This window comes from Wolbachia endosymbiont (group A) of Cephus spinipes (genome assembly GCF_964026895.1).
In the GTDB taxonomy this organism is placed as follows: Bacteria; Pseudomonadota; Alphaproteobacteria; order Rickettsiales; family Anaplasmataceae; genus Wolbachia; species Wolbachia pipientis.
Genome location: NZ_OZ034713.1, coordinates 1220946 through 1244488, shown reverse-complemented (window position 1 = coordinate 1244488; position 23543 = coordinate 1220946). Strand labels below are relative to the sequence as shown.

Genomic DNA, 23543 nt, shown 5'->3' with positions numbered 1-23543 from the left:
ATTCCGCTAACTAGTAGCGGAATGACGGTTTTTCAAATTGTTGTAAGTCGGTTTAGCTATATAGATAGCATAAAGTCAACTGCATAAATTGAAACAATATCTGCTAGACGCAAATTACAACAAATGCAGTAGCGTAATCTCCATCGTCACTCAGAGAAAGATGAATTTTGGAGATAAAATCCTTGCTAACGGTAAGATATGGCTTGCCTCTTACATCATTGTATATTTCTATATCTTTCATTATAATACCCTGACCACTACCTCGTGCTTTAACAAAAGCCTCCTTTGCCGCAAAACGCTTAGCGAAATACCTTGCTCGCATTTCTTGACTATTATACTTTCTACTTAGCTCTATTTCTTTCTCAGTGTAGATTCTATTGAGAAATTTTTCCCCGTATTTTTGTAATATCCTCGATACTCTTGGTATATATACTATGTCAGTGCCGATACCGTGTATCATTTTGTGCTAAAGTGATTTATTGCTTCCTCAATCTGCATTTCCTTTACCTCTCCAGTTGCTCTATTTTTTACTTCAACTATCTTTTCATCTATTGCCTTTTTTCCGACAATTATTTGCCACGGCAAGCCTATCAGATCCATTCTAGAAAATTTTACTCCTACACTTCCTTCCGTGTCATCGTAAAGCACTTCATCGCTCTTCAAAGCTTTGTATATTTTATCTGCAGCCTCCGTTACTTTCGTTTGTAAATTGATTAAACCAATTCTGAAAGGAGCCACCGATTCTGGCCAGATAATTCCTTTATCATCATGAAAAGCTTCTATTATTGCACCGACAAGCCTTGAAACTCCAATGCCATACGAACCCATATGTATATTGACATTTTTTCCATCTTGAGAAGTAACACTTGCCTTCATAGGCTTTGAGTATTTGTCGCCAAAATAAAAAATATGCCCTATTTCAATACCTTTACTAACATTTAACTGCTCTTGTGATATAGGGCAAGTCTCAGGATCATGCATATCATCTGCAACTGCGTATATACTCTTCAAACTTTCAACATCTTCGCTTTCTAGCAACTCAGAAAATTTGTTGTCGTAATATAAAGTGCTTTCACCAGTGTTTGCCAATATATGAAACTCGTGGCTCAAATTTCCTCCAATTGGCCCCGTATCAGCTCGAACTCCAATTGGGGTAAGTCCCATGCGTTTGAAGATTTTTATGTAAGTTTTGTACATCAAATTATATGAATTCAGTGCACCTTCGTAATCTACATCGAAGCTATATGCATCCTTCATCAAAAATTCCCTGCCCCTCATAACGCCATAACGTGGTCTTACCTCATCACGAAACTTCCATTGAATTTGGTATAAACAAAGTGGCAAATCTTTGTAACTTTTTACCATATCTCTAATTAGATCAGTTGCCACCTCCTCGTGCGTTGGACCAAAAAGCATGTCTTCCTCATGCCTATCCCTTATACGTAACATTTCCTTACCGTAATCATCGTAACGCCCTGATTCTCGCCAAAGATTTGCTGGTTGGACACAAGGCATCAACACTTCAATAGCACCGGATTTGTTCATTTCATCTCTGATAATGTCTTCAATATTTTTAAGCACTAAGAGACCAAGTGGTAACCAGGAATAAATGCCAGATGCTATCTGCTTTATTAAACCTGCACGTAAAGAATATTGATGGGAGATAATTTTAGCATGAGCAGGCTTTTCCTTTAGAGTTGGTAAGTAATACTTGGATAAACGCATATAATAGATCTGATTGTATTAAACAATCTTAATACAATCAGATCTATAGGTAAACTTATTTTGAAAAAGAAGGGAAGTGTGTGGTGCTTTCCTTAACGTACTAATACCGATCCCCTCTCAAATTTAGTAGCCGCTCCACCAAACATTTTACAACGGTCCTTAACAGAAGAAGCTGGTAGCTTTCCTGCTTCATTAGTCACTGTTGTTGCAGGAAGAGCTTCAGGTTTCGTTTTTAAATTAACAGGCTTAGGCGATATCAGTGGTTTATCTGCCTTTGGCGCAGAATGTGAGGGAGTGTTAAATAAACCATACGCGTCAAGTTAAGGAATGTAGAGAGCTTAAAGTAGATACCCTGGTCTTCCTATATCTGTCTTTCAAAGAAAACTTTGACCAGATTATAGTAAGCTTTTTTAGAAAAATTTTTAAATTATTGACAATATTGTTTAATATCAAAAAGAGCTCTCTAACCCGCCTTTTCAATTCAATAAATGCCTTTGTTAAACTGAGCTCCGTGTTCTTTTTTAGTTTTACACAGCCAATCATTCCGTGAAATACGAGAATAGCACATAATTTTGCGTATAGCTCGCACAATACTCTAAATGGATTTGTCTTTCCTTTTAGTTTATCAAGATTGATATGACTTTTATATAGTTTAAATAGTAATTCGATTTGCCATCTTACTCTATAAACCGTCAATATTTGTTCAGCATTAATTTTACTCTCTGGAACATTAGTTATAAATATTGACCAATCTAATAACTTTTGATTCTTTTGAGAAGATGTATATCCATGTGACTTTGCTAATTTATTAGCCTTTCTTCTTCTAGCCATAGACTGTTCTTCAGTTAGCTTTTGACATATAATTCTTACCTTAATTTTTACTTCCTTTCCTAATAATACTTCTTTTTCTGAAGATAATTGACCTTCCAAATACTCCAATAGCTCTATTTTTTGATTTGTTTCTATATCATATATATTGGTATCAGACTTATAACGACTAACAAAATATGCACCTGCTTCATCAATCTGTTTAAAAGAACTAGGCACAAAGTAGCCCAAGTCAAATATTAGCAAATCATTGGCTGATAAACCGTTCAGATAATCCCTATAACCTTGATCCGACCTTATTCCTTCCATAAAATTTAACTTATCTAGCGCTTGATTCAGGTAATCAAAGACTAACTGTAGCTTTATTCCTGATTTGGTATTATTCTCACAATCTCTATAGCTACTGCCATATCCTTTGTACATATCTTCCATGCTACTGGGCAGGCTAATGTAGCTGCTATCCAATAATTTAACGCTTCCAAATTGCTGTAAAATTTTGCAATCAATCTGTAGACTTTTTTTAAATAAACACAAAGCTTCGTTATACATTTTTTTCATGAACTCAACTGCTTCTTCACTAAACCTAAAATCTAAACCCTGTTTTGTAATTTCTATCGAGTCTTCATTTAGCAATTGGCACATTGTTTCTATGCTGCAATCATCAACTCCTATGTTACCAAAAACCATAGCTTTTATGAATGATGAGCCATTAAGTTTTCTCTTTCTTTTTATAAAACCTACTGCAATTGATATTTCGTCTGCTTTTTCATTAAAGAATTCATTGAGGTCTTTTGATAAGCAAGCTATTCTGTCCATTGTAAGTTCTCTCATTCATATATCCAAGAGAATTTATACCTTATTATTTTCCTTCACTCTATCAACTTTACTTACACTTTTCCTTAACTTGACGCGTATGGTTAAATAAACTGTGTCAAACCGCATTTTTAGTTCAACTCAATTTTCAATCTATTAGGAAAGAAAATGTCGAGCTGAGACATAGTTAATGCCCAATTAGGCAAAGCCATAGTCCATTTTTGCTCTACCTTTTTTATAGCACAATACACCTGTTTATACAAGGCATTTGTGCTGGTAAATGAGCCCTTAGTTTTAGTGAATTTTCTAATCTGTCTATGCAGTCCCTCAATAGGATTGGTAGTATAAATTAGCCTTCTAACTGGGCCAGAATACTTGAAATAGCCGGATAAGTTTTCCCAATTATTCTGCCATGATTTTACAACCAATGGGTACTTTTCTCCCCATTTTTCTTCCAACTCAAGTAGATAATTTTCAGCTATTTCTCTACTTGAAGCCTGATATACTTTTTTTAAATCACTCATGAAAATCTTTACATCTTTGCTAGATACATATTTCAGAGAATTGCGTATCTGATGCACCACACATAGCTGTACCTCCGCATTAGGAAACACACTGTTTATGGCTGTAGGAAAGCTTTTCAGCCCATCAACGCAGGCAATAAGGATATCTTCTACTCCTCTTTCTTTTAGATCATTTAGTACTCCCAACCAGAAGTTAGCTCCTTCACTTTCAGCCAAATAAAAGCCCAAGACTTCTTTTCTGCCATTTTGATCTATGCCCAATATATTGTACATGCATTTACTTACGCAATGCCCATCCTCTTTGACTTTAAAAAACATGCCATCCATGAACACTATCGGATATACAGATTGCAGCGGACGACTGCGCCATTCATTGATTACTGGTAGCAATTTGTCAGTAATACTTGATATCTCTGCTGCCGATATTTTGTGATCATAAATTTCCTCAACATGTGACGCTATATCTCTATAACCCATACCACTGGCAAATGTGCTCAAAATCTTCGTTTCAAGCTCTGGATGTAAGTTTGTTTGCCTTTTTTTGACTATTTGTGGTTCGAAACTTCCTTCTCTATCTCTTGGTGTTAATAGCTCAAATGAGCCTGCACTTGTACGTAAAGTTTTTGCATTCCTCCCATTTCTTCGGTTATTTTCTTCGCTTTCAGCCAACAAGTGGTTTTCTATTTCACCCTCTAGACTCGCCTCCAGCAACCTTTTTATAAACGGTGTTAACGCTCCGTCCCTTCCTGTCAGCGGCCTTCCTTCTCGTATAGACGACAGGATATTTGTTTCTAATTCTTTATAATCTACCAATCCGGTAGTTCTGTTTACTACTTTCTGACTCATTGTCAAACCTCCATTTTTTTATATCAATTTATTACTTTTTTTTCGGTTTGACACAGTTTATTTAACCATACGCGTCAAGTTAAGGAAAAGTGTAAGTAAAGTTGATAGAGTGAAGGAAAATAATAAGGTATAAATTCTCTTGGATATATGAATGAGAGAACTTACAATGGACAGAATAGCTTGCTTATCAAAAGACCTCAATGAATTCTTTAATGAAAAAGCAGACGAAATATCAATTGCAGTAGGTTTTATAAAAAGAAAGAGAAAACTTAATGGCTCATCATTCATAAAAGCTATGGTTTTTGGTAACATAGGAGTTGATGATTGCAGCATAGAAACAATGTGCCAATTGCTAAATGAAGACTCGATAGAAATTACAAAACAGGGTTTAGATTTTAGGTTTAGTGAAGAAGCAGTTGAGTTCATGAAAAAAATGTATAACGAAGCTTTGTGTTTATTTAAAAAAAGTCTACAGATTGATTGCAAAATTTTACAGCAATTTGGAAGCGTTAAATTATTGGATAGCAGCTACATTAGCCTGCCCAGTAGCATGGAAGATATGTACAAAGGATATGGCAGTAGCTATAGAGATTGTGAGAATAATACCAAATCAGGAATAAAGCTACAGTTAGTCTTTGATTACCTGAATCAAGCGCTAGATAAGTTAAATTTTATGGAAGGAATAAGGTCGGATCAAGGTTATAGGGATTATCTGAACGGTTTATCAGCCAATGATTTGCTAATATTTGACTTGGGCTACTTTGTGCCTAGTTCTTTTAAACAGATTGATGAAGCAGGTGCATATTTTGTTAGTCGTTATAAGTCTGATACCAATATATATGATATAGAAACAAATCAAAAAATAGAGCTATTGGAGTATTTGGAAGGTCAATTATCTTCAGAAAAAGAAGTATTATTAGGAAAGGAAGTAAAAATTAAGGTAAGAATTATATGTCAAAAGCTAACTGAAGAACAGTCTATGGCTAGAAGAAGAAAGGCTAATAAATTAGCAAAGTCACATGGATATACATCTTCTCAAAAGAATCAAAAGTTATTAGATTGGTCAATATTTATAACTAATGTTCCAGAGAGTAAAATTAATGCTGAACAAATATTGACGGTTTATAGAGTAAGATGGCAAATCGAATTACTATTTAAACTATATAAAAGTCATATCAATCTTGATAAACTAAAAGGAAAGACAAATCCATTTAGAGTATTGTGCGAGCTATACGCAAAATTATGTGCTATTCTCGTATTTCACGGAATGATTGGCTGTGTAAAACTAAAAAAGAACACGGAGCTCAGTTTAACAAAGGCATTTATTGAATTGAAAAGGCGGGTTAGAGAGCTCTTTTTGATATTAAACAATATTGTCAATAATTTAAAAATTTTTCTAAAAAAGCTTACTATAATCTGGTCAAAGTTTTCTTTGAAAGACAGATATAGGAAGACCAGGGTATCTACTTTAAGCTCTCTACATTCCTTAACTTGACGCGTATGGTTTATTTAACACTCCCGAATGTGACGGAGATGTGGGTTCAGAACCAGATCCTATACCACTGTCAAGACTCCCGCTTCTTTCTCTATGGAGCGATTGGGAGCCTGAAGATGCCTGCTCAATAGGTTCTGGGTCTGTCTCCCAATTTTCATCATCAGATACATTACTACTATCACTTGATACACTACTACTACGACTCCGTGGTGGTGGGATCATAGCTAACACTTTACTGAATGCCCTGCCCAGGTGACTTGGCTGTTGTACGTCGCTCCCTTGCTTTCCATTAACGCCTGCCCTTCGTTTCTGAAGTGCTTTACTCAAATCAGCCATAAGATCTTCATTTTTTTCTTGTTGCCCACCTCCTTTATTGCTTGACTTCTTTGCTGCCTGTTCCTTTAACTTCTTATCACGCTCTTCCTTGCTCATGAGATTTGGTTTTTGTTGTGTTATTTTATTAAATACAGCGCTCATGTCAGGTTTAACGTCAGGATCACTAGGACTACTAGCATTCTTTGATGAAGAAGTTCCATTTGAACTTGGAGGTGGAGGTGGTGGCGGAGGTGCATTATTATTTTGAGGAATTGCTGTACCAAGTGTTAGCGGAGGTTGTTGAGGAGTAAGGTTCGGAACATGTTCCGAACTTCTCACTTCCGTCTGTGATCCACTATCTTGCTTAACAGACAATCCTTTTCTAATTAGTTCACTGTCCAGATTATTACAATTTTTACACGCAGATTTTTGTGGTTCTTGAGATGCAGTATGGCCAAATTCCTGTCCATTAAGACCTGCTTCTTTCTTATTATCATCTCTAGAAACGGCAAGTTTAATAAGATATGCTACTGAAGCCAATGCAACAACCACAGAAACAGCAAAGATTGCTAAAGGAACTGCTGCAATGGCACCAGAACCAGAAACTGCTGCAATAACATAAGGGAGATGTATATAAATTGCAACGGCAGATACACATAATGATAAAGCAGCAATCGAAATTTTAAGGTTAGATGTAGACATTTTTTACCTCATTAACCACTAGAATATTAATAATAACTAGATTATCAACAGTGTCAATAATTAATTATGAAAAATAAAGTCAAAATTTGAATAGATAAACTATAAGTAATATACAACCGGCAATAGCTATACAATAGACTTCTTGCATAGAAAAAAGGCAAAATAGCTCCAAGTTGTATCCGTTTAGGAAAGCGGTAAAATAAGGTAGACAAGGTAGTATAAAAAGATAACCATAGAGTAAAAGTGAGTTTACAACAAATAGTGTCATGCAAGTAGCTGATACTGGAATCTAGTCTTTATTATGCAGCCACTTATTTAAAGTTAAGTTTTCTGGATCCAAGTAGTCAAGGCACTGGGATGACAGGAGGCTACTTTCATGACACCATTCTTTTTCCTGGATCCCAGTGTCTGGGCACTGGGATGACATCATAGGGACACTGGGATTACACCCTGACAATCGTCATCCAGCTACTTGTTAGCGGCTAAGAGATACCGCGAATGAATCGCGGTATGACGGTTCGTGGCGGCATGACGATAACCTCGTCTCACTGCCATTAAGTTAAGGAAAAAAGATAGATTTTATGGGATAATGATGTATACCAATAAGTTTAAAGGTAGTATGAGTAAAAAAGGCAGTAATAAAATTTATTCAAAATGAATTGGCAAGTCTAGAATTTATAGAATCCCATAAATCATCTTCAAAAGATTTTATGAGAAAGAGGAAGTTATCTTTTATTGACATATTTATCTTAATTTTAAGAAAAAGTGTAAAGTCGCTGCAAGTAATACTAAACGAATTTATTTTATATAGGAAAAAAGACTATACCGTTACTGCTAGTGCTTTTAGTCAAGCAAGAAAAAAAATGAAACACAGTGCATTTTCAGAAATTAACGAAGGTGTGGTTTCCTTGTACTACCAAGACCAAAAATTTAAAACTTGTTTTGGCTTTAGAGTGTTAGCTCTTGATGCCTCCAAAATCATTTTACCAACAAGCGTTGAAATAAAAAATGAATTTGGCTCAAGAAAAATACGTAACCAAAAACCAAAAGATTTAGGTGATTATGCAAGTGCAACCTTTGCGGTTTGTTAAGATGTGCTAAATAATGTTGCCATAAGGTCAGTGTTAGATAGAGGTAACACTCATGAAATTAACTTAGCAGATGAAATGCTTAAAGTTGTAAATACTAATGACTTACTGATTTGTATATTTATCTTATAAATTTCTTTCTAGCCTTACAAAAAGAAAAATTGCTTATGTCATTCGATGTCCCAGATCATCTTTTAATGAAGTGAATGCTATGTTTGAAGAAAAAAGCCCATCTAGTGTTGAGGTTACCATATGTGCTCAGCGTAAGATAAAACAAGAAAATAGTGGAATAACGCTTCAAAGTGGTACTGCCATCTGGTGAAATTGAAGTGTTAGCTACATCATTAATGGATGAACAAAAGTTTCAAACTGGAGGATTTAAGGAGTTATATTTTTTACGCTGGGGAGTTGAGACATTTTTTGCAAAACTCAAAGGAAGACTAAGTCTAGAAAATTTTACAGGAAAAAGTGTTGAGTCTGTTAAACAGGATTTTTGGTCAGCTATCTTTATTAGCAACCTAGAAAGTGTTATGACAGAAGATGTAGAAGAAGCGTTGAATATGGACTTAACCGATGATAAGCTTAAGAGGAGCATTAACAAATCTGTCTCATTTAACGCGATCAAAAACTTGGCTTTCGACATTTTTGCTACGGAATCAGATACTGACTGCATTATGGATCAATTATCAAAGCTATTTTTGATGAACACTTTGGCGGTAAGAAAGGGAAGGAAAGTTGATCGTCATAAGGTACCTTATCTTCGTTCGTTCAATTACCAAAAAAGGGTTAGAAAACACATATTTTGACTAGAGGTAGTATTCATATCTTCTGATAATAACTGGGTAGCTTATTGCCATAGCTCCTGTAAAATGACTTCTAAACAAACTATTTCTTAAGTAATTTACACTTCAGAGTTTATCTGCTTTAAAGTTTACTCTATTCTGTTTCAGCATTTGTCATAAATCCTTAATTATTTCTGACTTTTTAGTTCAGTTTTTAACCATTCTTTCCTTAACTTAATGGCAGTGAACCTCGTCATCCCGCTACTTGTTAGCGGGATCTCTTGTTAGCGGCTGAGATACCGCGAATGAATCGCGGTATGACGGTTCGCGGCGGTATGGACGTAAGAAAACCTTTCTTGGGTCAGCTATAGAGACTCTCATCTTTAGCGAGCTTCAAGGTAATTGGTTGCTATTTGCGAAAATATTCGCATAATTTAAGTAACATTACTTAATAAAAATTAACTATGGAGCTTAATAAGATTGCAGCATCGATTTTACTTTCTGGGCTAATCATTATGATAGTTAGTAATGTAGTTGATATGCTTTACAGTCCAGAAGAATATAAGATTGAACACCAAACGATAGTAGCTGCTGGCAGCAATGAGTTCCAGCAAAAAATCGAGCAAGTGGCGCTTGATATTGGAGCGCTCATGCAGAATGCTAGCTTTGAGAAAGGTAAATCAGCAGCAAAAAAATGTATAGCCTGCCATAGTTTTGAGAAAGGTGGAATGAATAAAGTAGGACCAAACTTATGGAACATAGTTGGAAATAAAAAGGCCCATCTTGGTAACTCATTCAATTACTCAAAAGCAGTGCTTGACAGAGGTGGAAAATGGGGGTATGAGGAGCTATTTGCCTTTTTAAAGAACCCAAAAGCCTATATAAAAGGTACACGTATGGCATTTGCAGGTATTTCCAATCCACAAGAAATTGCAGATCTAGTTAGTTATTTGCATCAATTGAGTGATAGCCCGGTTGCTTTGCCAAAGTAGTATGGATTATTGTAAATTGTTTGATGGAAATAATGGTCACATAGCATATCGAAAGCTACAAGGAAAGAAAGCTTCTGTAGTTTTTTTCGGTGGATTTGCATCCAATATGGATGGAACTAAAGCAACTGCTATTTACAAATTTTGCCAAGAAAATGACGTAGCACTTGTGCTATTTGATTATTTTGGTCACGGTCATTCAAGTGGTAATTTTATTGATTACACGATAAGTGATTGGCAAAAAAATTGTGCTAAAGTAATGAGTGAATTAACTAGCGATAAACAAATAATTATAGGTTCAAGTATGGGAGGATGGCTGATGTTGCTCACTGCCCTTCAATTTCCAGAAAAAATTGCAGCACTAATTGGTATATCGTCTGCTCCCGATTTTACTGAAGATTTGATATTCAAGCAATTGTCAGGCAAGCAAAAAGAAGAACTAGATTCTAAAGGTGTAATAGATTTTACTTCAGAGCATTGTACATACAAAATAACTAAAAATTTGATCGAAGATGGCAGAAAGAACCTTCTTTTAAACAAAAAGACAATAGATATAAACTGTCCTGTGCGCTTGCTGCATAGCATTAATGATAAAGATGTTCCTTATCAAACTTCATTGAATTTAGCTGAAAAAATTAAGTCAACCGATGTTGAAGTACACTTAATAAAATCAGCAGAGCACAATATGTCTGACAATCATTCACTGGAAGTTTTATTTAAGACCATTAGAGAATTTTGTAACCAGACTGCATTCTGTGATTTTTAGCAAAACACGATTTTTCATTTGAGCTTTCTTCAACTTAAAATAAATACAGAAAATTGCTGCCTATAGCTAAACTGACTTAGATTTACCGACAATTTGAAAAACCGTCATCCCGCTACGTGTTAGCGGCTGAGATACCGCGGCGGTATGACGGTTCGCACCATCACACTTTGGAACCTTACAGATATTGAGCAAATCCAATAATATCCTTGATTTCTTTTATATTATGGGTTGCAATTTCTGCTGCTTTCTTTGTGCCTTTTTTTAATATTTCATGTAAATGGAATTGGTCTTTTAAAAGATCATTCATTTTCTCACGTATGGGTGATATAACACTGATAATTAAATCAGCTAACTCTTTTTTGAAGTGCTTCATGTCATGTTTGTTCACTTCTTCACATACTTTTTCTGCATTTACATTACTAAGCACTGAATAAATGTTTATCAAATTGCTTATTTCTGGTCGGCACTTTAAAGTAGCAAAGCCTAGAATTGAATCTGTTTTTGCTTTTTCTATTTTTTTGACAATTAAGTCATCCGTATCATCAAGGTTAATGCACGAATGTTCTGAAGGATCAGATTTACTCATCTTGCTTGTGCCATCCCTTAAGCTCATTATCCTTGATGTGCAATCCAAAGTTAAGATTTCAGGTACGATGAAATAATCCAGCTTATAATGATTGTTAAAAGCTGATGCAATATCACGTGCAAGCTCCAAATGCTGTTTTTGATCATCACCAACAGGAACGTATTTAGTTTGATACAACAATATATCTGCAGCCATAAGTACTGGATAACTATATAATCCAAGAGAGGCTTTTTGTTTATCGCTGCCAGCTTTATCTTTAAATTGAGTCATGCGATTAAGCCAACCAATTGGTGTATAGCATCCAAGCAGCCAGCCCAGTTCTGCATGACCACTAACTGTGGACTGACTAAAAATAATGGACTTTTCTGTATCTATTCCGCATGCAATATAAGCTGCTGCTGTTTTGAAAATATTACTTTTTAATTCACTTGCGGGAAGCTTATTTGCTGTGATTGCGTGTAGGTCGACAATACAAAAAAGAGATTTGTATTTATCCTGTAAGTCTATCCACTGTTTGATTGCACCAAGATAATTACCTAAATGTAGTACGCCACTTGGCTGGATACCTGAAAAGACAATACTTGTCATTATACATTTACCTCATGCTAATCGCTTCCACAATCAGCAGATTTCTTAGAAAGAATAACCATTGCAGGACGGAGCAACCTATTTTTGATAGTATAACCAGTTTGTAGTACTTCTACAATGGTGCCAGGCTTTTTTTCATTGTCTTCTCTTTCCACAACAGCTTGGTGTAAATTACTATCAAAAAGCTCACCAAGTGGATCTACTTCCTCTATTTCATGTTTTTTTAGATCATTTATAATTTTTTGATAAGCTACTTTAATCCCCTCATGAACAGGATCACCGTCTTTCAAAATTTCCATTACTCTTTTTAAATTGTCGCACGAGTCGATCATATCACGTGCAAGTTTTGTGACTGCGTAGTCACTTGCATCGCTAATTTGCTTTTGCATTATACGTTTGACGTTTTCATTATCTGCAACAGCACGGCGTAAATGATCTTCAAGCTGAGCTGCACGTTCTTTTAATGTATTGAGATCTTCATTTAAATCATCAGTCTGCTTATGGTTATCACTTTGTTGGTCGTCACCTTTCTGCCTACTTACCATATCAGCAAACTTCTTCTTTTTCTCTTTACTGCTATCTGACATATTATTACCCTTAAGAATCTAATAAATATATAGCAATTAATTCGAAAATATCAAGCGCCAGCTACATTCGTCTTTCTATGCTCGCATTTAAAAAGTCAATTAAAGTAGTTTTATAAAAAGAATCAGAAAAAGTACTAATATCATTTTGTGCCATATTAATGTAGTGTCTAGCTTTTTCCATAGAAAGCTGAATGGCATTATGGTGATTAATATAGTGTAATGCTTGGTCAAAATTGTGTCTAGCTGAAGAAAAGCATTTTTCCCAGAATTTTTGCTCTGCTGGACTGCCCTTTTCGTATGCTATAATAGCAGGTAAGGTGACTTTACCTTCGAAAAAGTCTTTTCCGACTTGCTTTCCAGAAGTGCCTTGATTAGCAGTATAATCGAGCATATCATCAACTATTTGAAATGCCATACCAAAATTAAAACCAAAATTCTTTAGCCTCTCTGTTTCGTCATTTGTTGCACCAGATACTGTTGATGCAGCTTCACAGCATGCAGAAAATAAAGATGCTGTCTTTTCTCCAATGATATCAAAATAATTTTCCCTGACTGTGTGGGGGTCAAAACGTGCTGTCATCTGCTTTATTTCACCCTTCACAAGTAAATGCGATGCTTTAGATAAAATAGAGAGAATATTTAAATTTCCACACTCTATAAGCCATCTAAATGCTAGAGTCAACAATAGATCACCAACTAAAATGCTTGATTTATTTCCCCAAATCTTATTCGCTGTTTTAACTCCATGGCGTCCCTCACTTTCATCGAGCACATCATCATGAAGTAAAGTAGCATTGTGTATAAACTCTACCGATGCAGCAACGTTGATCCTATTCTCCCCAGAATAGTTTAGCATTTTACATATAATAAAAACTAGTTTAGGCCTTATTTTTTTTCCACCTGACCTAACAAGATGAGATATAATATCAGTAGCAAGCTTAGCATCTTCATCATTGACATTTTTGAAGACAAAGTCATTCATAGCTGACAAATCAGAAGATACAATATCGTCTAATTTATCGCTGTTTGTTAAATCAGTATTTAGCATTTTAAGAGACTTATGCCTCTTGCCCTTGTGCTTTCTCGTTCTCTACTTTCTTCTTTTCTGTTTTCTTTGGTTCTGTTTCTAAAGTTACTATGCCTTTTTTGATAAACCACAGTACTCTTTCAGTTGCCTGCGCGCCTACACTTAGCCAATGTTTTAATCTATCAGCTTTCACCACAACACGATTTTTATTGTCTTTTGGTAACATTGGATCATATTGTCCTATTTTCTCAATAAAACGCCCATCTCTTGGTGCTCGTGAATCAGCTACAACTATCCTATAAAAAGGGCGTTTCTTTGCGCCAAACCTCGCCAACCTTATTTTAACTGCCATGTTAACCTTTATTCATATATTAGCCACAATTTTATACAATGAGCCGTTTTAAGTCAAATGAATTATACAACTTTTGCACCTTATAATATAATTACCAATAATGTAGGGCAGTGCCGGGCGCACAGCTATACGAACATTCATTTTTGAAGGTAAATTGCACAGCAAATGGTGTCATTCCAGTGCTTGACACTGGAATCCAGCCTTTTTTTAATCATTAAAACGTTGTATTTTAACATAAAACGGCTACTTTTATGCTTACCAACTTAATAAAATTCCTGGATCCCAGTGTCTGGGCACTGGGATGACATCCTTTCTAGTGAAGATTGCTCTCAAATCGCAATGTTCGTACAGTTGTGTGTCTGGGCACTGGATGCGTTTGAAGCAGCTTATAAGATTTTTGATTATATATCATCAAGTATAGCGTGATTAACTTCGACTTTATACTTTGATTCCAGATAGCTAATTAATTGCTCTTTTAGCGATATCATCACACGTTTTCCGGTGTCAAGCGTGTTTAATTTGCCATTTGATGAATGCATTTCTTTTAGAACACCTATTATAATTTCATTATTGTATTGAATAGGATCTGTCACTGAACCAGTTGTTTTCATATTGAAAATCTCTTCTACAAAAGAAAAGGGGTAGTTTTGTTGATCCACTTTATTGCGGTGCATCTGCTGACCTTTAACTAATTCCACACCTTGAATTTCTTCCAAATCTGTTTTTTCTCTTAGTTGAACTGCAACCTCTTGCCCGAATTTAAACATTCTTTCTTTTATAAACTCACCACGCCAAAGCTCTACCGCTAATGCCTTGCCTTCTTCAAAACTTTGCAATTTGGGTGGAAAGATATCGACGATTTTTACACTAACAACGGCGTCCCCAACGCCCTTAAAATAACCTTTCTGATCCTTTTCTCGCGAAAAAATGAAAGAAATCAAATCACCAGAATCTCCTACGTTATTACCGCTTTGATCTTTTCCACTCGCATCTACTGGACCAATAGTTTGTATAGGTAAATTATATTCACTCAATATTTCTTCAATTTCTGAACCATTGTATATCTTATAGTTCACTTGGTTTATGAAATCATTGACTCTTTCAAAAGACTTTTGGTTAGTTAGAACTGACTTTATGTCTTTTTTTAAATCAACTAAGTCTTCATCAGAGATTTGATGCGCACTTTCCACTTTTACTATGTGCCAACCAAAACTGCTTGCTAAAACTTCACTTACTTCACCTACTTTAAGAGCAAATACCTTCTCTCTCACGTCTTCTGGTAAAAAATCCTTAGTTATATTATTTACTCTAGTTTCCTCAAGTTTTGCTTTGCCAAACTCTTCTACTATCTGTTCAAAGCTTGTTTTACCCTCCTCAAATGCTCTTCTTGCTGTCTCAGCTTCTTCTTTGGTAGAAAATATTGCATTGAATATATCTCTTTGATTTTTAAGTTCTTGTTGTTCTATTATACCATCAACTTCTTCATCTGAGATCTTGATTTGATCTTCAAAATACTTTTGGCCTAGGGAAATATATTGCGCAGTTCGATACTCAGGATAATAAAAATGGGATTTATTTCTTTCGTACAAATCAAGTAAGGCTTGATCATCTGGTTCAGGAATGTTTGTAACTGCATCTTCAGTTATTTTAACAATATCAACTACTCTAGTTTGGTAGCGACTTTTGTATATCTGCTCATCAATTTTCTCGCCAAAAGTTACTGGATAATTATCTTTAAATAATGAAGTCATGAACATCATTGCAGGCAGGACTTTCTCTAGCTTTGCTATATACTCTTTCTCTGTCATATGCAGGTCATTTAGCGTTTCATAGAATTTATTTTTGTCAAATTCACCTTTATCATTTTGAAAGTATTTGGTGTTTTTAATATGGTTTTTTATAGATTCTTCTCCAACTGTCAACCCCAGCTCACTAGTTAGGTTAAACAATAGTTTTTGCTCTATAAGTGCGTTAAGCAAATCATATTTCAGCTTTTTTACTTGTTCTCTACTCGCATCAGATCCAGAAATTTGCTTTTCATAATTTTGATATAGTGATTTATACTCATCTGACATTATAACTTCTTTTCCAACCCTAGCTACCTCTTCTTTTTCATCATCACCTGATAAAAGGTTGCCAATTCCCATGAAGATTAACAAGCAAGCTAAAAGGACAACGGTTACTTTAGTGAAAAAATTTTTAACATTCATTTTAAACCCAGTTAATTAATGATTAATTATAGAATAGTGATAATTTAATGCTTGTAAACCTGTTGCTTTATTAGCTAATATATATAATATTACAATATATTAACTTAAAATTTAACTCTCTAATCTTAAATAGGAACATATGTTTAACTGAGTTATACTATACCTTAGGAAGGGGAAATATTTTGTTTGAAATATGCTTAAAGGTAAGCGCATTTAATTAACTTAAGAGGTGGGAAATGACAAACAAAAAGTTATTGAATGACAAAATTAATGCTTTTTTAGTTTTAATAGTTTATATTTTAGCTCTGTATAACAGTAAGGGATACTTTAAATGGGAGATGCTTTTTTGATGTCAATGGAATCTTCTAAGGGCAATAACGATAGAAATAAACAGTTTCTAGTGCAAATAGCTGCTTGGTTAGTAGACAACACTGGTTTAACTTTTAATCAAATAGCACAATGTTGCAGATTGGCCCTTGAAGAAGTACAAGACATAGCTGATGAGGAAATAGGAGTAGAAAAATATAACCCTATTATTTCTGGAATAATTACTGAAAAAGAAATCGATGATTGCAAAAAAAATCCAAATCGTGTACCAAATTTGATTATAAAAAATATAAAAAAAAGGAGTAAAGCGATTGGTAGCATTCTTGGCTTTGCCTCTACGGCAAGACGTAGAGATAAACCTGATGCGATTTATTATTTAGTAAAAAAATTTCCTATCTTGGACAATAACGTTATAGCTAAATTAATTAGTACAACAAATTACACAGTTGAGCAGGTAAGAGATGGATCTCATCATAACATGCAAAATATAAAACCCCAAGATCCTGTACTACTCGGCTTATGTAGTCAAGAAAATTTAGAAGCAGAAGTGGAAAAAGCAAAAGTAGAAGAGGAGAAGCAAGAAAGGTTAAAAAAATATAAAGAATAGCTATTGAAAATCCTCAAATTTTTGTGCTTTGTTAACATTAAATTAACTTGACTTGCTAGTGTTTATTAGTATAATGTAAGTAAAGTACGGGGTTTAATGATAATTAAGCTTAATACGCACTGAAACTAACTCAGCCTAATTTATTATCTTATAGTCACATTTTAGGTTAGTAAGCATCAATTAAAATTTTTGGAGGATTATGACAACAATCAATGAAGATGTTTTGGCAAAAGGAAAGGTTACAGCTCAACCTGAAAAAAGTGAGCAAATTTACAATAACGATACAGTAAAACAGATGGTCAATGAAGGTACTGAGAAAAACAGAAAAACATTAGATCTGAGCGAATTAAAAGAGAAAACAGCAGAAGAATTGTTAGAGTTAGCTGAAGAAAGAAAAATTTCAACTAACGGTAAAAGCAATGGTAGAATGCTAAAGCAGGAAATAATATTCAGCTTAATGAAAAAAATGAGTGAAGAAGGAGGCATAACCACAGGGAGTGGAATAGTGGAAATATTGCCTGATGGTTTTGGTTTCTTACGTTCAGCAAGTGCAAATTATGCCCCAAGTACCGATGATGTTTATATTTCTAACGGGCAAATAAAGAAGTTTAATTTACGTACAGGAGATATGGCATATGGAGAAATAAGGCCACCTGGTGATAAAGAGAGATATTTTACTTTAACTAAGGTTCAAAGTATAAACTCTACTGAAGTAAGTGAATTAAGAAAGTACGTCCATTTTGATAATTTGCTTCCTCTTTATCCTGAGGAAAGCATAGTACTTGAGTGTAATAATGGTGATGATAAAAAAGGCTTAAGCATGCGTGCTATAGATATAGTAGCTCCTCTTGGAAAAGGGCAAAGAGCGTTAGTAGTTGCTCCACCTCGCACAGGAAAAACTGTATTGCTTCAGCAAATGGCTAACTCTATAGCTATAAATCACCCTGAAGTAGAATTAATAGTGTTACTTATAGATGAAAGACCTGAAGAAGTAACAGATATGATACGTTCTGTAAAAGGTGAGGTAGTAAGTTCTACGTTCGATGAGCCTGCTTACCGTCACGTACAGCTTGCTGAAATAGTAATAGAAAAAGCTAAAAGAATGGTTGAGCATAAAAAAGATGTGGTAATTCTACTTGACAATATTACTAGACTTGCACGTGCTTATAATGCGGTTATTCCTTCGTCTGGGAAAGTTCTAACTGGTGGTGTAGATTCAAACGCACTGCAGAGACCAAAACGCTTTTTTGGAGCAGCTCGTAATATTGAGAATGGGGGTTCTTTAACTATAATCGCCACAGCTCTTATAGAGACTGGTTCAAAAATGGATGAAGTTATTTTTGAAGAGTTTAAAGGTACAGGAAATGCTGAGATCATACTTGATAGAAAACTTTCTGATAAACGTATATTTCCAGCTATTGATATTACAAAATCCGGAACAAGGAAGGAAGAGCTATTAGTTGATAAGGCTATACTAAATAAAATATGGGTGGTGCGTAGGATACTCAATCCTATGGGACCCGTTGAAGCAATGGAATTTTTACGTGACAAACTACTTTTAACAAAGAGCAATGCTGACTTTTTTAACTCCATGAATCACTAAAAGTAAGCCAGTTATGATGGATATGCTGAGCAAAAAGTAAAACGCTCTTATAGCTAAAATAATTTGGATTTACCAAAATATATTTATAGTTAAGTTGGCAATTTACCTTAAGTTAGCGCGTGACACTGGAATGACACCCTTGGTGGCAGACAGCTAAAGGAAAATATCAACTAGGTTTATAATCTATCACTACCGTGTTTGCAATTTTGTCGTGAAAAGCTTGTTTATGTTCATCACCTACTGCACATACTAAAACTAAGATTAGTATAGCTAAGAATAAAATGGGATTACAAAGTGATATGCAATAAATTATAAAAAGAGCTATAGTCCTTTTCATTGCTTGCATTGTAGTGATTGACTCAAATGTATCTTTGTCTTTTACACGCATGCTAAATAACAAGTGTCCTGGAGTGCCGCCAAATTTTACTAGCATGAATATATGAAATATACATGGTATCATTAAAAATAAAGAAAATACAATCGTGGTGATTACAATTATTGCACCCATGATCCCTTGTATTGCGTGTGTAAGTGAGAAACCCACCGCCATTAAACCAAATGGTATTGCGATAAATAAAATACAATCAACTATAAATGCTAGAGTACGTCTTGTCATCGTTGAGTAGTTTACTTTTTTATCCATGTACTACCTATAAAGAAAAATATCAACTAGATTTATAGTCTATCACTACTGTTTTTGCAATTTTATCGTAAAAAGTCTGTTTGCGTTGATCAAATACTGCAAACAAAAATAAAATTAGCACAATTAAAAGATATAGAAAAGTATAACCATGATAATGCAGATGAAGCAAAAAGCGAAAAATAATCCAGATGCTTCCCTTAGAAATACATCTTATTGTTGCTTGCATAAGGGTAACATTTGTAAATGTATTAGCATCTTTAATATGCATACCACACAATAGTTTTCCTGGGGTACCACCAAGTTTTGTTACCATTAATATTTTGGATATTGTTAGTACTAATGTTGCGACCACTGTAGAAACTATAAATGGTATTTCTGTTGCTAGTTGTGCAAGTTCCTGAAAAGAGTCTTTATCTTGATCTTGTAATGATACGATGAATACACCATAGATAAAACCGAAGATAAAATGAGGGGAAAATATGATGAGGTCAAGTATTTCTGCTACAATACGCCTTGTAAATCCTACATAATTTACTTTAACATTTATTTCAGTATTCATAACCCCACCTATATTTCATAATATCATCATATGATATAAAAATACGTTATTAAATAACCGTAAATATACTAACTTGGGTAATATTAGCTACTTGTGCCACTCTATTATTTAAATTAATATTAAATCATTTATAACTAGGGAAGTTATGTCAACACTAATCACAGTTGCATATGGCGACGGTATCGGACCAGAAATCATGGAAGCGGTGCTGTCGATATTGCGCGAAGCAGAAGCGGAAATCTCAATAGATATTATTGAAATAGGGGAGCGTGTTTACAGTAAAGAATGGTCTCACGGAATTTCTCCAAGTGGTTGGGAATCAATTGAAAGGACAAAAATATTATTAAAATCTCCGACAACAACTCCTCAAGGTAAAGGGCACAAAAGCTTAAACGTTGCACTCAGAAAAAATCTAGGGTTGTATGCAAATATCAGACCATGCATTTCATATCATCCTGTTATAGAAAATAAATTCGATAAGTTTGATATCGTAGTGATACGTGAAAATGAAGAGGACGTTTACACCGGAATAGAGCATAGGCTCACTGGTGACTCTTACCAATGCACTAAAATTATTACTAGATCTGGCTCAGAGAAGATATGCAGGTACGCTTTTGAATATGCAAAAAAACACAACAGAAAAAAAGTAACTTGCCTGACTAAAGATAACATCATGAAAATGACTGACGGAACTTTCCATGCCGCGTTTGATCGCATTGCAAAGGAATACCCAGATATAAAGGCAGAACATTATATAGTTGATATTGGAATGGCGCGTGTTGCAACAGAACCGGAGAATTTTGATGTTATAGTAACCGAGAACTTATATGGCGACATATTATCAGATATAGTCGCACAAACCTCTGGATCTGTGGGGCTTGCCGGAAGTAGCAACATCGGGAATGAATACGCAATGTTTGAAGCAGTGCACGGTTCTGCCCCTGATATTGCAGGAAAAAACATAGCCAATCCTTCTGGTCTTTTAAATGCTGCAGTGCATATGCTAATTTACATAGGTCAAGTGGGTACTGCAAAACTAATCTACGATGCATGGCTCAAGACTTTGGAGGATGGAATACACACTGCCGATTTATATAAGGAGAAAAGAAGTAAACAGAAAGTTGGTACCAAAGAATTTGCAGAAGCTGTTATAGATAATTTAGGAAAGAAACCTGCTGAGCTTATAATTGGCAGTGGTTCGGATAGTAAAATAAATTTGGATAGTAAAATAAATAAAGTACAAGACAATTACGAACAAGATTACAAAGTTAAAAAGCTAGTGGGTAGTGATATAACTCTCGCTTGGGACAAATCCAGTAATGTTGATCAAATAGTAGGATTATTTGAATCAAGTAATCTGCAAATGATAGCAATATACTCAAAAGGACTTGCGATTTGGCCAGGAAACTCAAAACCTTCAAGTGACCAAATAACCTGTAGGTTTATCGCAAATAATGAAAAGCAAGCTATTACAAATAGTGATGTAAATAACTTGCTAATCAAACTCGAAGAACACAATTTTGACGTGGTGAGAATGGACAAATTGTATTTGTATGATGGGAAAGAGGGGTTCTTTGTTTAAATATTTAAAAGAGGTGTGGTAAATGAGATGGACTCAAAAAAAGTAGAACTAATATTTGAAAAGTTTCAACAATCAAATCCTGCGCCAAAAATAGAGCTAAATTATACCAATCATTTTACGTTACTGGTTGCGATAGTTTTATCAGCGCGGACAACTGATGTAAGCGTTAATAAAATTACAAGAGAACTATTTAATATCGCTGATACGCCAGAAAAAATGCTGAGCTTTGGGCAGAGTGAGCTGAAAAAATGCATAAGCAGTATTGGTTTATATAATTCCAAAGCAAAAAATATAATCGGGCTTAGTAAAATATTGGTAGAACGATACAACAGCAAAGTACCTACTAATTTTGATGATTTGGTGTCTTTGCCTGGAGTGGGGAGAAAGAGCGCTAATGTGTTCTTAAATTCGGGGCTTGGCATTCCAACATTGGCAGTTGATACTCACGTTTTTAGAGTGAGCAATAGAATTGGGCTTGTGAAAGAAAAAGATGTGTTTAAAACAGAGCAATCTCTTTTAAATGTGGTTCCCAAAAAATACCTGCTTTATGCTCATCATTGGCTAGTTTTGCATGGTAGATATGTTTGCAAAGCACAGAAACCTTCGTGTGAAACGTGCATAATTCATGATTTATGTGAATTTGAGTGCAAAAGGTATAAAGTCTAGTATTTCTTCTTTTGTCATCCAAGTAGCTATAGAAACGAAAAAACTTACTTGACACATTTTGCTGGAATGACACCAGTTGTTATTCAGACAACAGTTATGCAAGAGATCTGATTACATCTAAGCTAACAATGGACCACTAGATATATTCCTAACCACGTTGACCTGATTCAATATTTTATTAGTGGGATTGAAATAATTTTCTATAAATTCCTTATATATAGCTGTTAACTTGTGTATATCGTTTACTGATACGCATTCGTTTATCTGATGTGCGGTTTTGTTGATTATACCAAATTCAATCACTGGACAAACATCTTTGATAAACGCAGCGTCAGATGTGCCACCACTTGTGCTAAGTATAGCATCAATGTTGGTAACCTTACTTATTGCATCAAGCATAATATCAGTATTTCTATCGGGAGTAGAGAGGAAAACGTCCCTGCTGCTATGCACAGAAAGTTTATAATCGCTAGTTACACTGGAGCATATTTCATCAATCAGCTTATATAAGCCACCCGGTGTTTGTTCATTGTTATATCGAATGTTAAAACGTGTAGTTGCTGAGCCAGGTATTAGATTGCTAGTATTATTTCCAACATCGATAGTAGTAACTTCGCAATGTGAAGGCTGAAAATATTTATTACCATGATCAAAAGTAGTATTTTTTACCTTACTCAATATCGATATTACCTTATATATTGGATTGTCTGCTAGGTCTGGGTAGGCAACGTGCCCTTGTTTTCCATGGCAAATTAATTCAAATGTTACAGAACCTCTTCTGCCTATTTTTATGGTATCACCTAATTTCTCACTACTGGTTGGTTCGCCAACCACACAAAAATCTATCTTTTTCTGCTTATTTTTCATCCATTCCAAAACTGCCTTTGTTCCATATTCTTCCATGCTTTCTTCAGCACTGGTAATCAATGCACTTATCGAACCATTAAATTGAAACTTCTCTGCAATCAAATTTACCATAGCAGCAATAAATGCAGCTACTCCGCTTTTCATATCAGCGGCCCCTCTTCCATATAGCATTCCATCCCTCACTTCTGGATTAAATGGACCAAATGCCCAATCTTTTAACTGACCCGGTGGTACAACATCAACGTGCCCAGCAAAGCACAAATTTGGTACTCCATTTATATATTTCGCATAAAGATTTTTAACTTTATCACCAAATTCTAAAATCTCACAATCAAAGCCGCTCTTCTTGAAGATTGTTGCTATATACTCTATTGCCCCGCTGTCTTCTGGTGTTATACTCTCAAAAGAGATCAATTTCCTAGTTAGCTCTACAGGGTCAATTTTCATGTCAATCTTAAAATACTTA

The 23543-nt window shown here is 34.9% G+C and carries 21 protein-coding genes and 1 pseudogene; 8 read left to right on the top strand and 14 right to left on the bottom strand.

Annotated elements, in window-relative coordinates; all coding sequences use genetic code 11:
* Positions 1 to 103: 103 nt before the first annotated feature.
* From AAGD59_RS05925 to AAGD59_RS05910, 4 genes are all read right to left on the bottom strand, one after another.
* Positions 104 to 460, bottom strand: coding sequence for a holo-[acyl-carrier-protein] synthase (locus tag AAGD59_RS05925; protein ID WP_007549151.1), 357 nt, complete (start codon positions 458 to 460; stop codon positions 104 to 106).
* Positions 457 to 1725 (bottom strand): proline--tRNA ligase, encoded by a 1269-nt coding sequence (gene proS, locus AAGD59_RS05920; protein ID WP_015589211.1) that lies wholly within the window; start codon positions 1723 to 1725, stop codon positions 457 to 459. Before proS ends, AAGD59_RS05925 begins: the two co-directional genes overlap by 4 nt.
* A 315-nt stretch (positions 1726 to 2040) precedes the next feature.
* On the bottom strand, positions 2041 to 3369 hold the full coding sequence (locus AAGD59_RS05915; RefSeq protein WP_041573564.1) for an IS4-like element ISWosp9 family transposase: 1329 nt from the start codon (positions 3367 to 3369) through the stop codon (positions 2041 to 2043).
* Positions 3370 to 3497: 128 nt separating this feature from the next.
* On the bottom strand, positions 3498 to 4736 hold the full coding sequence (locus AAGD59_RS05910; RefSeq protein WP_174517027.1) for an IS256 family transposase: 1239 nt from the start codon (positions 4734 to 4736) through the stop codon (positions 3498 to 3500).
* A gap of 166 nt (positions 4737 to 4902) precedes the next feature.
* Between AAGD59_RS05910 and AAGD59_RS05905 the strand changes: the two genes are divergently transcribed.
* Positions 4903 to 6231 (top strand): IS4-like element ISWosp9 family transposase, encoded by a 1329-nt coding sequence (locus AAGD59_RS05905; protein WP_041573564.1) that lies wholly within the window; start codon positions 4903 to 4905, stop codon positions 6229 to 6231.
* Here the strand turns inward: AAGD59_RS05905 and AAGD59_RS05900 are convergent.
* Both AAGD59_RS05900 and AAGD59_RS05895 read right to left on the bottom strand, forming a co-directional pair.
* Positions 6223 to 7248, bottom strand: a complete 1026-nt coding sequence (locus tag AAGD59_RS05900) for a hypothetical protein (RefSeq protein ID WP_265027879.1) — start codon at positions 7246 to 7248, stop codon at positions 6223 to 6225. The genes AAGD59_RS05905 and AAGD59_RS05900 overlap by 9 nt on opposite strands.
* Before the next feature lie 289 nt (positions 7249 to 7537).
* On the bottom strand, positions 7538 to 7678 hold the full coding sequence (locus AAGD59_RS05895) for a hypothetical protein (RefSeq protein ID WP_265027878.1): 141 nt from the start codon (positions 7676 to 7678) through the stop codon (positions 7538 to 7540).
* Positions 7679 to 7886: 208 nt separating this feature from the next.
* On the opposite strand from AAGD59_RS05895, the pseudogene AAGD59_RS05890 reads away from it, so the two are divergent.
* The 3 genes and pseudogenes from AAGD59_RS05890 (at position 7887) to AAGD59_RS05880 (ending at position 10873) form a co-directional block, all read left to right on the top strand.
* Positions 7887 to 9142: pseudogene (locus AAGD59_RS05890) on the top strand (IS4 family transposase).
* A gap of 440 nt (positions 9143 to 9582) precedes the next feature.
* A complete protein-coding gene (locus tag AAGD59_RS05885) occupies positions 9583 to 10110 on the top strand; it encodes a c-type cytochrome (protein ID WP_015589210.1) in 528 nt (175 codons plus the stop codon).
* Position 10111: 1 nt separating this feature from the next.
* On the top strand, positions 10112 to 10873 hold the full coding sequence (locus AAGD59_RS05880; protein WP_012673268.1) for an alpha/beta hydrolase: 762 nt from the start codon (positions 10112 to 10114) through the stop codon (positions 10871 to 10873).
* A gap of 175 nt (positions 10874 to 11048) precedes the next feature.
* On the opposite strand, the gene trpS is transcribed toward AAGD59_RS05880, so the two are convergent.
* The 5 genes from trpS to AAGD59_RS05855 form a co-directional block, all read right to left on the bottom strand.
* Complete coding sequence (gene trpS / locus AAGD59_RS05875; protein ID WP_006280207.1) at positions 11049 to 12047, bottom strand: tryptophan--tRNA ligase; 999 nt, start codon at positions 12045 to 12047, stop codon at positions 11049 to 11051.
* 17 nt (positions 12048 to 12064) lie between these two features.
* The gene (locus tag AAGD59_RS05870) at positions 12065 to 12634 is read right to left on the bottom strand and encodes a nucleotide exchange factor GrpE (RefSeq protein ID WP_015589209.1); all 570 of its coding nucleotides are present in this window, start codon (positions 12632 to 12634) and stop codon (positions 12065 to 12067) included.
* 61 nt (positions 12635 to 12695) lie between these two features.
* Positions 12696 to 13682 (bottom strand): polyprenyl synthetase family protein, encoded by a 987-nt coding sequence (locus AAGD59_RS05865; RefSeq protein ID WP_341812912.1) that lies wholly within the window; start codon positions 13680 to 13682, stop codon positions 12696 to 12698.
* Between the two features lie 10 nt (positions 13683 to 13692).
* Entirely contained in the window at positions 13693 to 14013 is a 321-nt protein-coding gene (rpsP, locus tag AAGD59_RS05860; protein ID WP_006279266.1) for a 30S ribosomal protein S16, read from the bottom strand.
* Positions 14014 to 14414: 401 nt separating this feature from the next.
* Positions 14415 to 16223 carry a peptidylprolyl isomerase gene (locus tag AAGD59_RS05855; RefSeq protein ID WP_341812910.1) on the bottom strand — a complete coding sequence of 603 codons (1809 nt, stop codon included), beginning with the start codon at positions 16221 to 16223 and terminating at the stop codon, positions 14415 to 14417.
* A gap of 331 nt (positions 16224 to 16554) precedes the next feature.
* Between AAGD59_RS05855 and AAGD59_RS05850 the strand changes: the two genes are divergently transcribed.
* Entirely contained in the window at positions 16555 to 17157 is a 603-nt protein-coding gene (locus AAGD59_RS05850) for a cell cycle transcriptional regulator TrcR (protein ID WP_015589206.1), read from the top strand.
* A 199-nt stretch (positions 17158 to 17356) separates the two neighbouring features.
* Positions 17357 to 18760 carry a transcription termination factor Rho gene (gene rho, locus AAGD59_RS05845; protein ID WP_007549497.1) on the top strand — a complete coding sequence of 468 codons (1404 nt, stop codon included), beginning with the start codon at positions 17357 to 17359 and terminating at the stop codon, positions 18758 to 18760.
* 166 nt (positions 18761 to 18926) lie between these two features.
* Here the strand turns inward: rho and AAGD59_RS05840 are convergent, their stop codons facing one another.
* Together AAGD59_RS05840 and AAGD59_RS05835 are read right to left on the bottom strand one after the other, a co-directional pair.
* Positions 18927 to 19403: an RDD family protein gene (locus AAGD59_RS05840; protein WP_006279800.1), complete on the bottom strand. Its 477-nt coding sequence runs from the start codon at positions 19401 to 19403 to the stop codon at positions 18927 to 18929.
* A 22-nt stretch (positions 19404 to 19425) separates the two neighbouring features.
* Complete coding sequence (locus AAGD59_RS05835; RefSeq protein ID WP_006279799.1) at positions 19426 to 19962, bottom strand: RDD family protein; 537 nt, start codon at positions 19960 to 19962, stop codon at positions 19426 to 19428.
* 145 nt (positions 19963 to 20107) lie between these two features.
* On the opposite strand from AAGD59_RS05835, the gene icd reads away from it, so the two are divergent.
* Positions 20108 to 21544 (top strand): isocitrate dehydrogenase, encoded by a 1437-nt coding sequence (gene icd, locus AAGD59_RS05830; RefSeq protein ID WP_141456998.1) that lies wholly within the window; start codon positions 20108 to 20110, stop codon positions 21542 to 21544.
* 27 nt (positions 21545 to 21571) lie between these two features.
* Positions 21572 to 22210, top strand: a complete 639-nt coding sequence (nth, locus tag AAGD59_RS05825) for an endonuclease III (protein ID WP_006279797.1) — start codon at positions 21572 to 21574, stop codon at positions 22208 to 22210.
* A 117-nt stretch (positions 22211 to 22327) separates the two neighbouring features.
* On the opposite strand, the gene dapE is transcribed toward nth, so the two are convergent.
* Positions 22328 to 23524: a succinyl-diaminopimelate desuccinylase gene (dapE, locus tag AAGD59_RS05820; protein ID WP_015589204.1), complete on the bottom strand. Its 1197-nt coding sequence runs from the start codon at positions 23522 to 23524 to the stop codon at positions 22328 to 22330.
* Positions 23525 to 23543 lie beyond the last annotated feature (19 nt).

Excerpts from the sequence above, each read along its gene's own strand:
- AAGD59_RS05870 (WP_015589209.1), bottom strand. The coding sequence starts at position 12,634 with ATGTCAGATAGCAGTAAAGAGAAAAAGAAGAAGTTTGCTGATATGGTA.
- AAGD59_RS05905 (WP_041573564.1), top strand. The coding sequence starts at position 4,903 with ATGGACAGAATAGCTTGCTTATCAAAAGACCTCAATGAATTCTTTAAT.
- AAGD59_RS05885 (WP_015589210.1), top strand. The coding sequence starts at position 9,583 with ATGGAGCTTAATAAGATTGCAGCATCGATTTTACTTTCTGGGCTAATC.
- rho (WP_007549497.1), top strand. The coding sequence starts at position 17,357 with ATGACAACAATCAATGAAGATGTTTTGGCAAAAGGAAAGGTTACAGCT.
- trpS (WP_006280207.1), bottom strand. The coding sequence starts at position 12,047 with ATGACAAGTATTGTCTTTTCAGGTATCCAGCCAAGTGGCGTACTACAT.
- AAGD59_RS05915 (WP_041573564.1), bottom strand. The coding sequence starts at position 3,369 with ATGGACAGAATAGCTTGCTTATCAAAAGACCTCAATGAATTCTTTAAT.
- AAGD59_RS05840 (WP_006279800.1), bottom strand. The coding sequence starts at position 19,403 with ATGGATAAAAAAGTAAACTACTCAACGATGACAAGACGTACTCTAGCA.
- AAGD59_RS05855 (WP_341812910.1), bottom strand. The coding sequence starts at position 16,223 with ATGAATGTTAAAAATTTTTTCACTAAAGTAACCGTTGTCCTTTTAGCT.
- AAGD59_RS05925 (WP_007549151.1), bottom strand. The coding sequence starts at position 460 with ATGATACACGGTATCGGCACTGACATAGTATATATACCAAGAGTATCG.
- AAGD59_RS05900 (WP_265027879.1), bottom strand. The coding sequence starts at position 7,248 with ATGTCTACATCTAACCTTAAAATTTCGATTGCTGCTTTATCATTATGT.
- AAGD59_RS05910 (WP_174517027.1), bottom strand. The coding sequence starts at position 4,736 with ATGAGTCAGAAAGTAGTAAACAGAACTACCGGATTGGTAGATTATAAA.
- AAGD59_RS05895 (WP_265027878.1), bottom strand. The coding sequence starts at position 7,678 with ATGATGTCATCCCAGTGCCCAGACACTGGGATCCAGGAAAAAGAATGG.
- AAGD59_RS05865 (WP_341812912.1), bottom strand. The coding sequence starts at position 13,682 with ATGCTAAATACTGATTTAACAAACAGCGATAAATTAGACGATATTGTA.
- proS (WP_015589211.1), bottom strand. The coding sequence starts at position 1,725 with ATGCGTTTATCCAAGTATTACTTACCAACTCTAAAGGAAAAGCCTGCT.
- AAGD59_RS05850 (WP_015589206.1), top strand. The coding sequence starts at position 16,555 with ATGGGAGATGCTTTTTTGATGTCAATGGAATCTTCTAAGGGCAATAAC.
- dapE (WP_015589204.1), bottom strand. The coding sequence starts at position 23,524 with ATGAAAATTGACCCTGTAGAGCTAACTAGGAAATTGATCTCTTTTGAG.
- AAGD59_RS05880 (WP_012673268.1), top strand. The coding sequence starts at position 10,112 with ATGGATTATTGTAAATTGTTTGATGGAAATAATGGTCACATAGCATAT.
- AAGD59_RS05835 (WP_006279799.1), bottom strand. The coding sequence starts at position 19,962 with ATGAATACTGAAATAAATGTTAAAGTAAATTATGTAGGATTTACAAGG.
- rpsP (WP_006279266.1), bottom strand. The coding sequence starts at position 14,013 with ATGGCAGTTAAAATAAGGTTGGCGAGGTTTGGCGCAAAGAAACGCCCT.
- icd (WP_141456998.1), top strand. The coding sequence starts at position 20,108 with ATGTCAACACTAATCACAGTTGCATATGGCGACGGTATCGGACCAGAA.
- nth (WP_006279797.1), top strand. The coding sequence starts at position 21,572 with ATGGACTCAAAAAAAGTAGAACTAATATTTGAAAAGTTTCAACAATCA.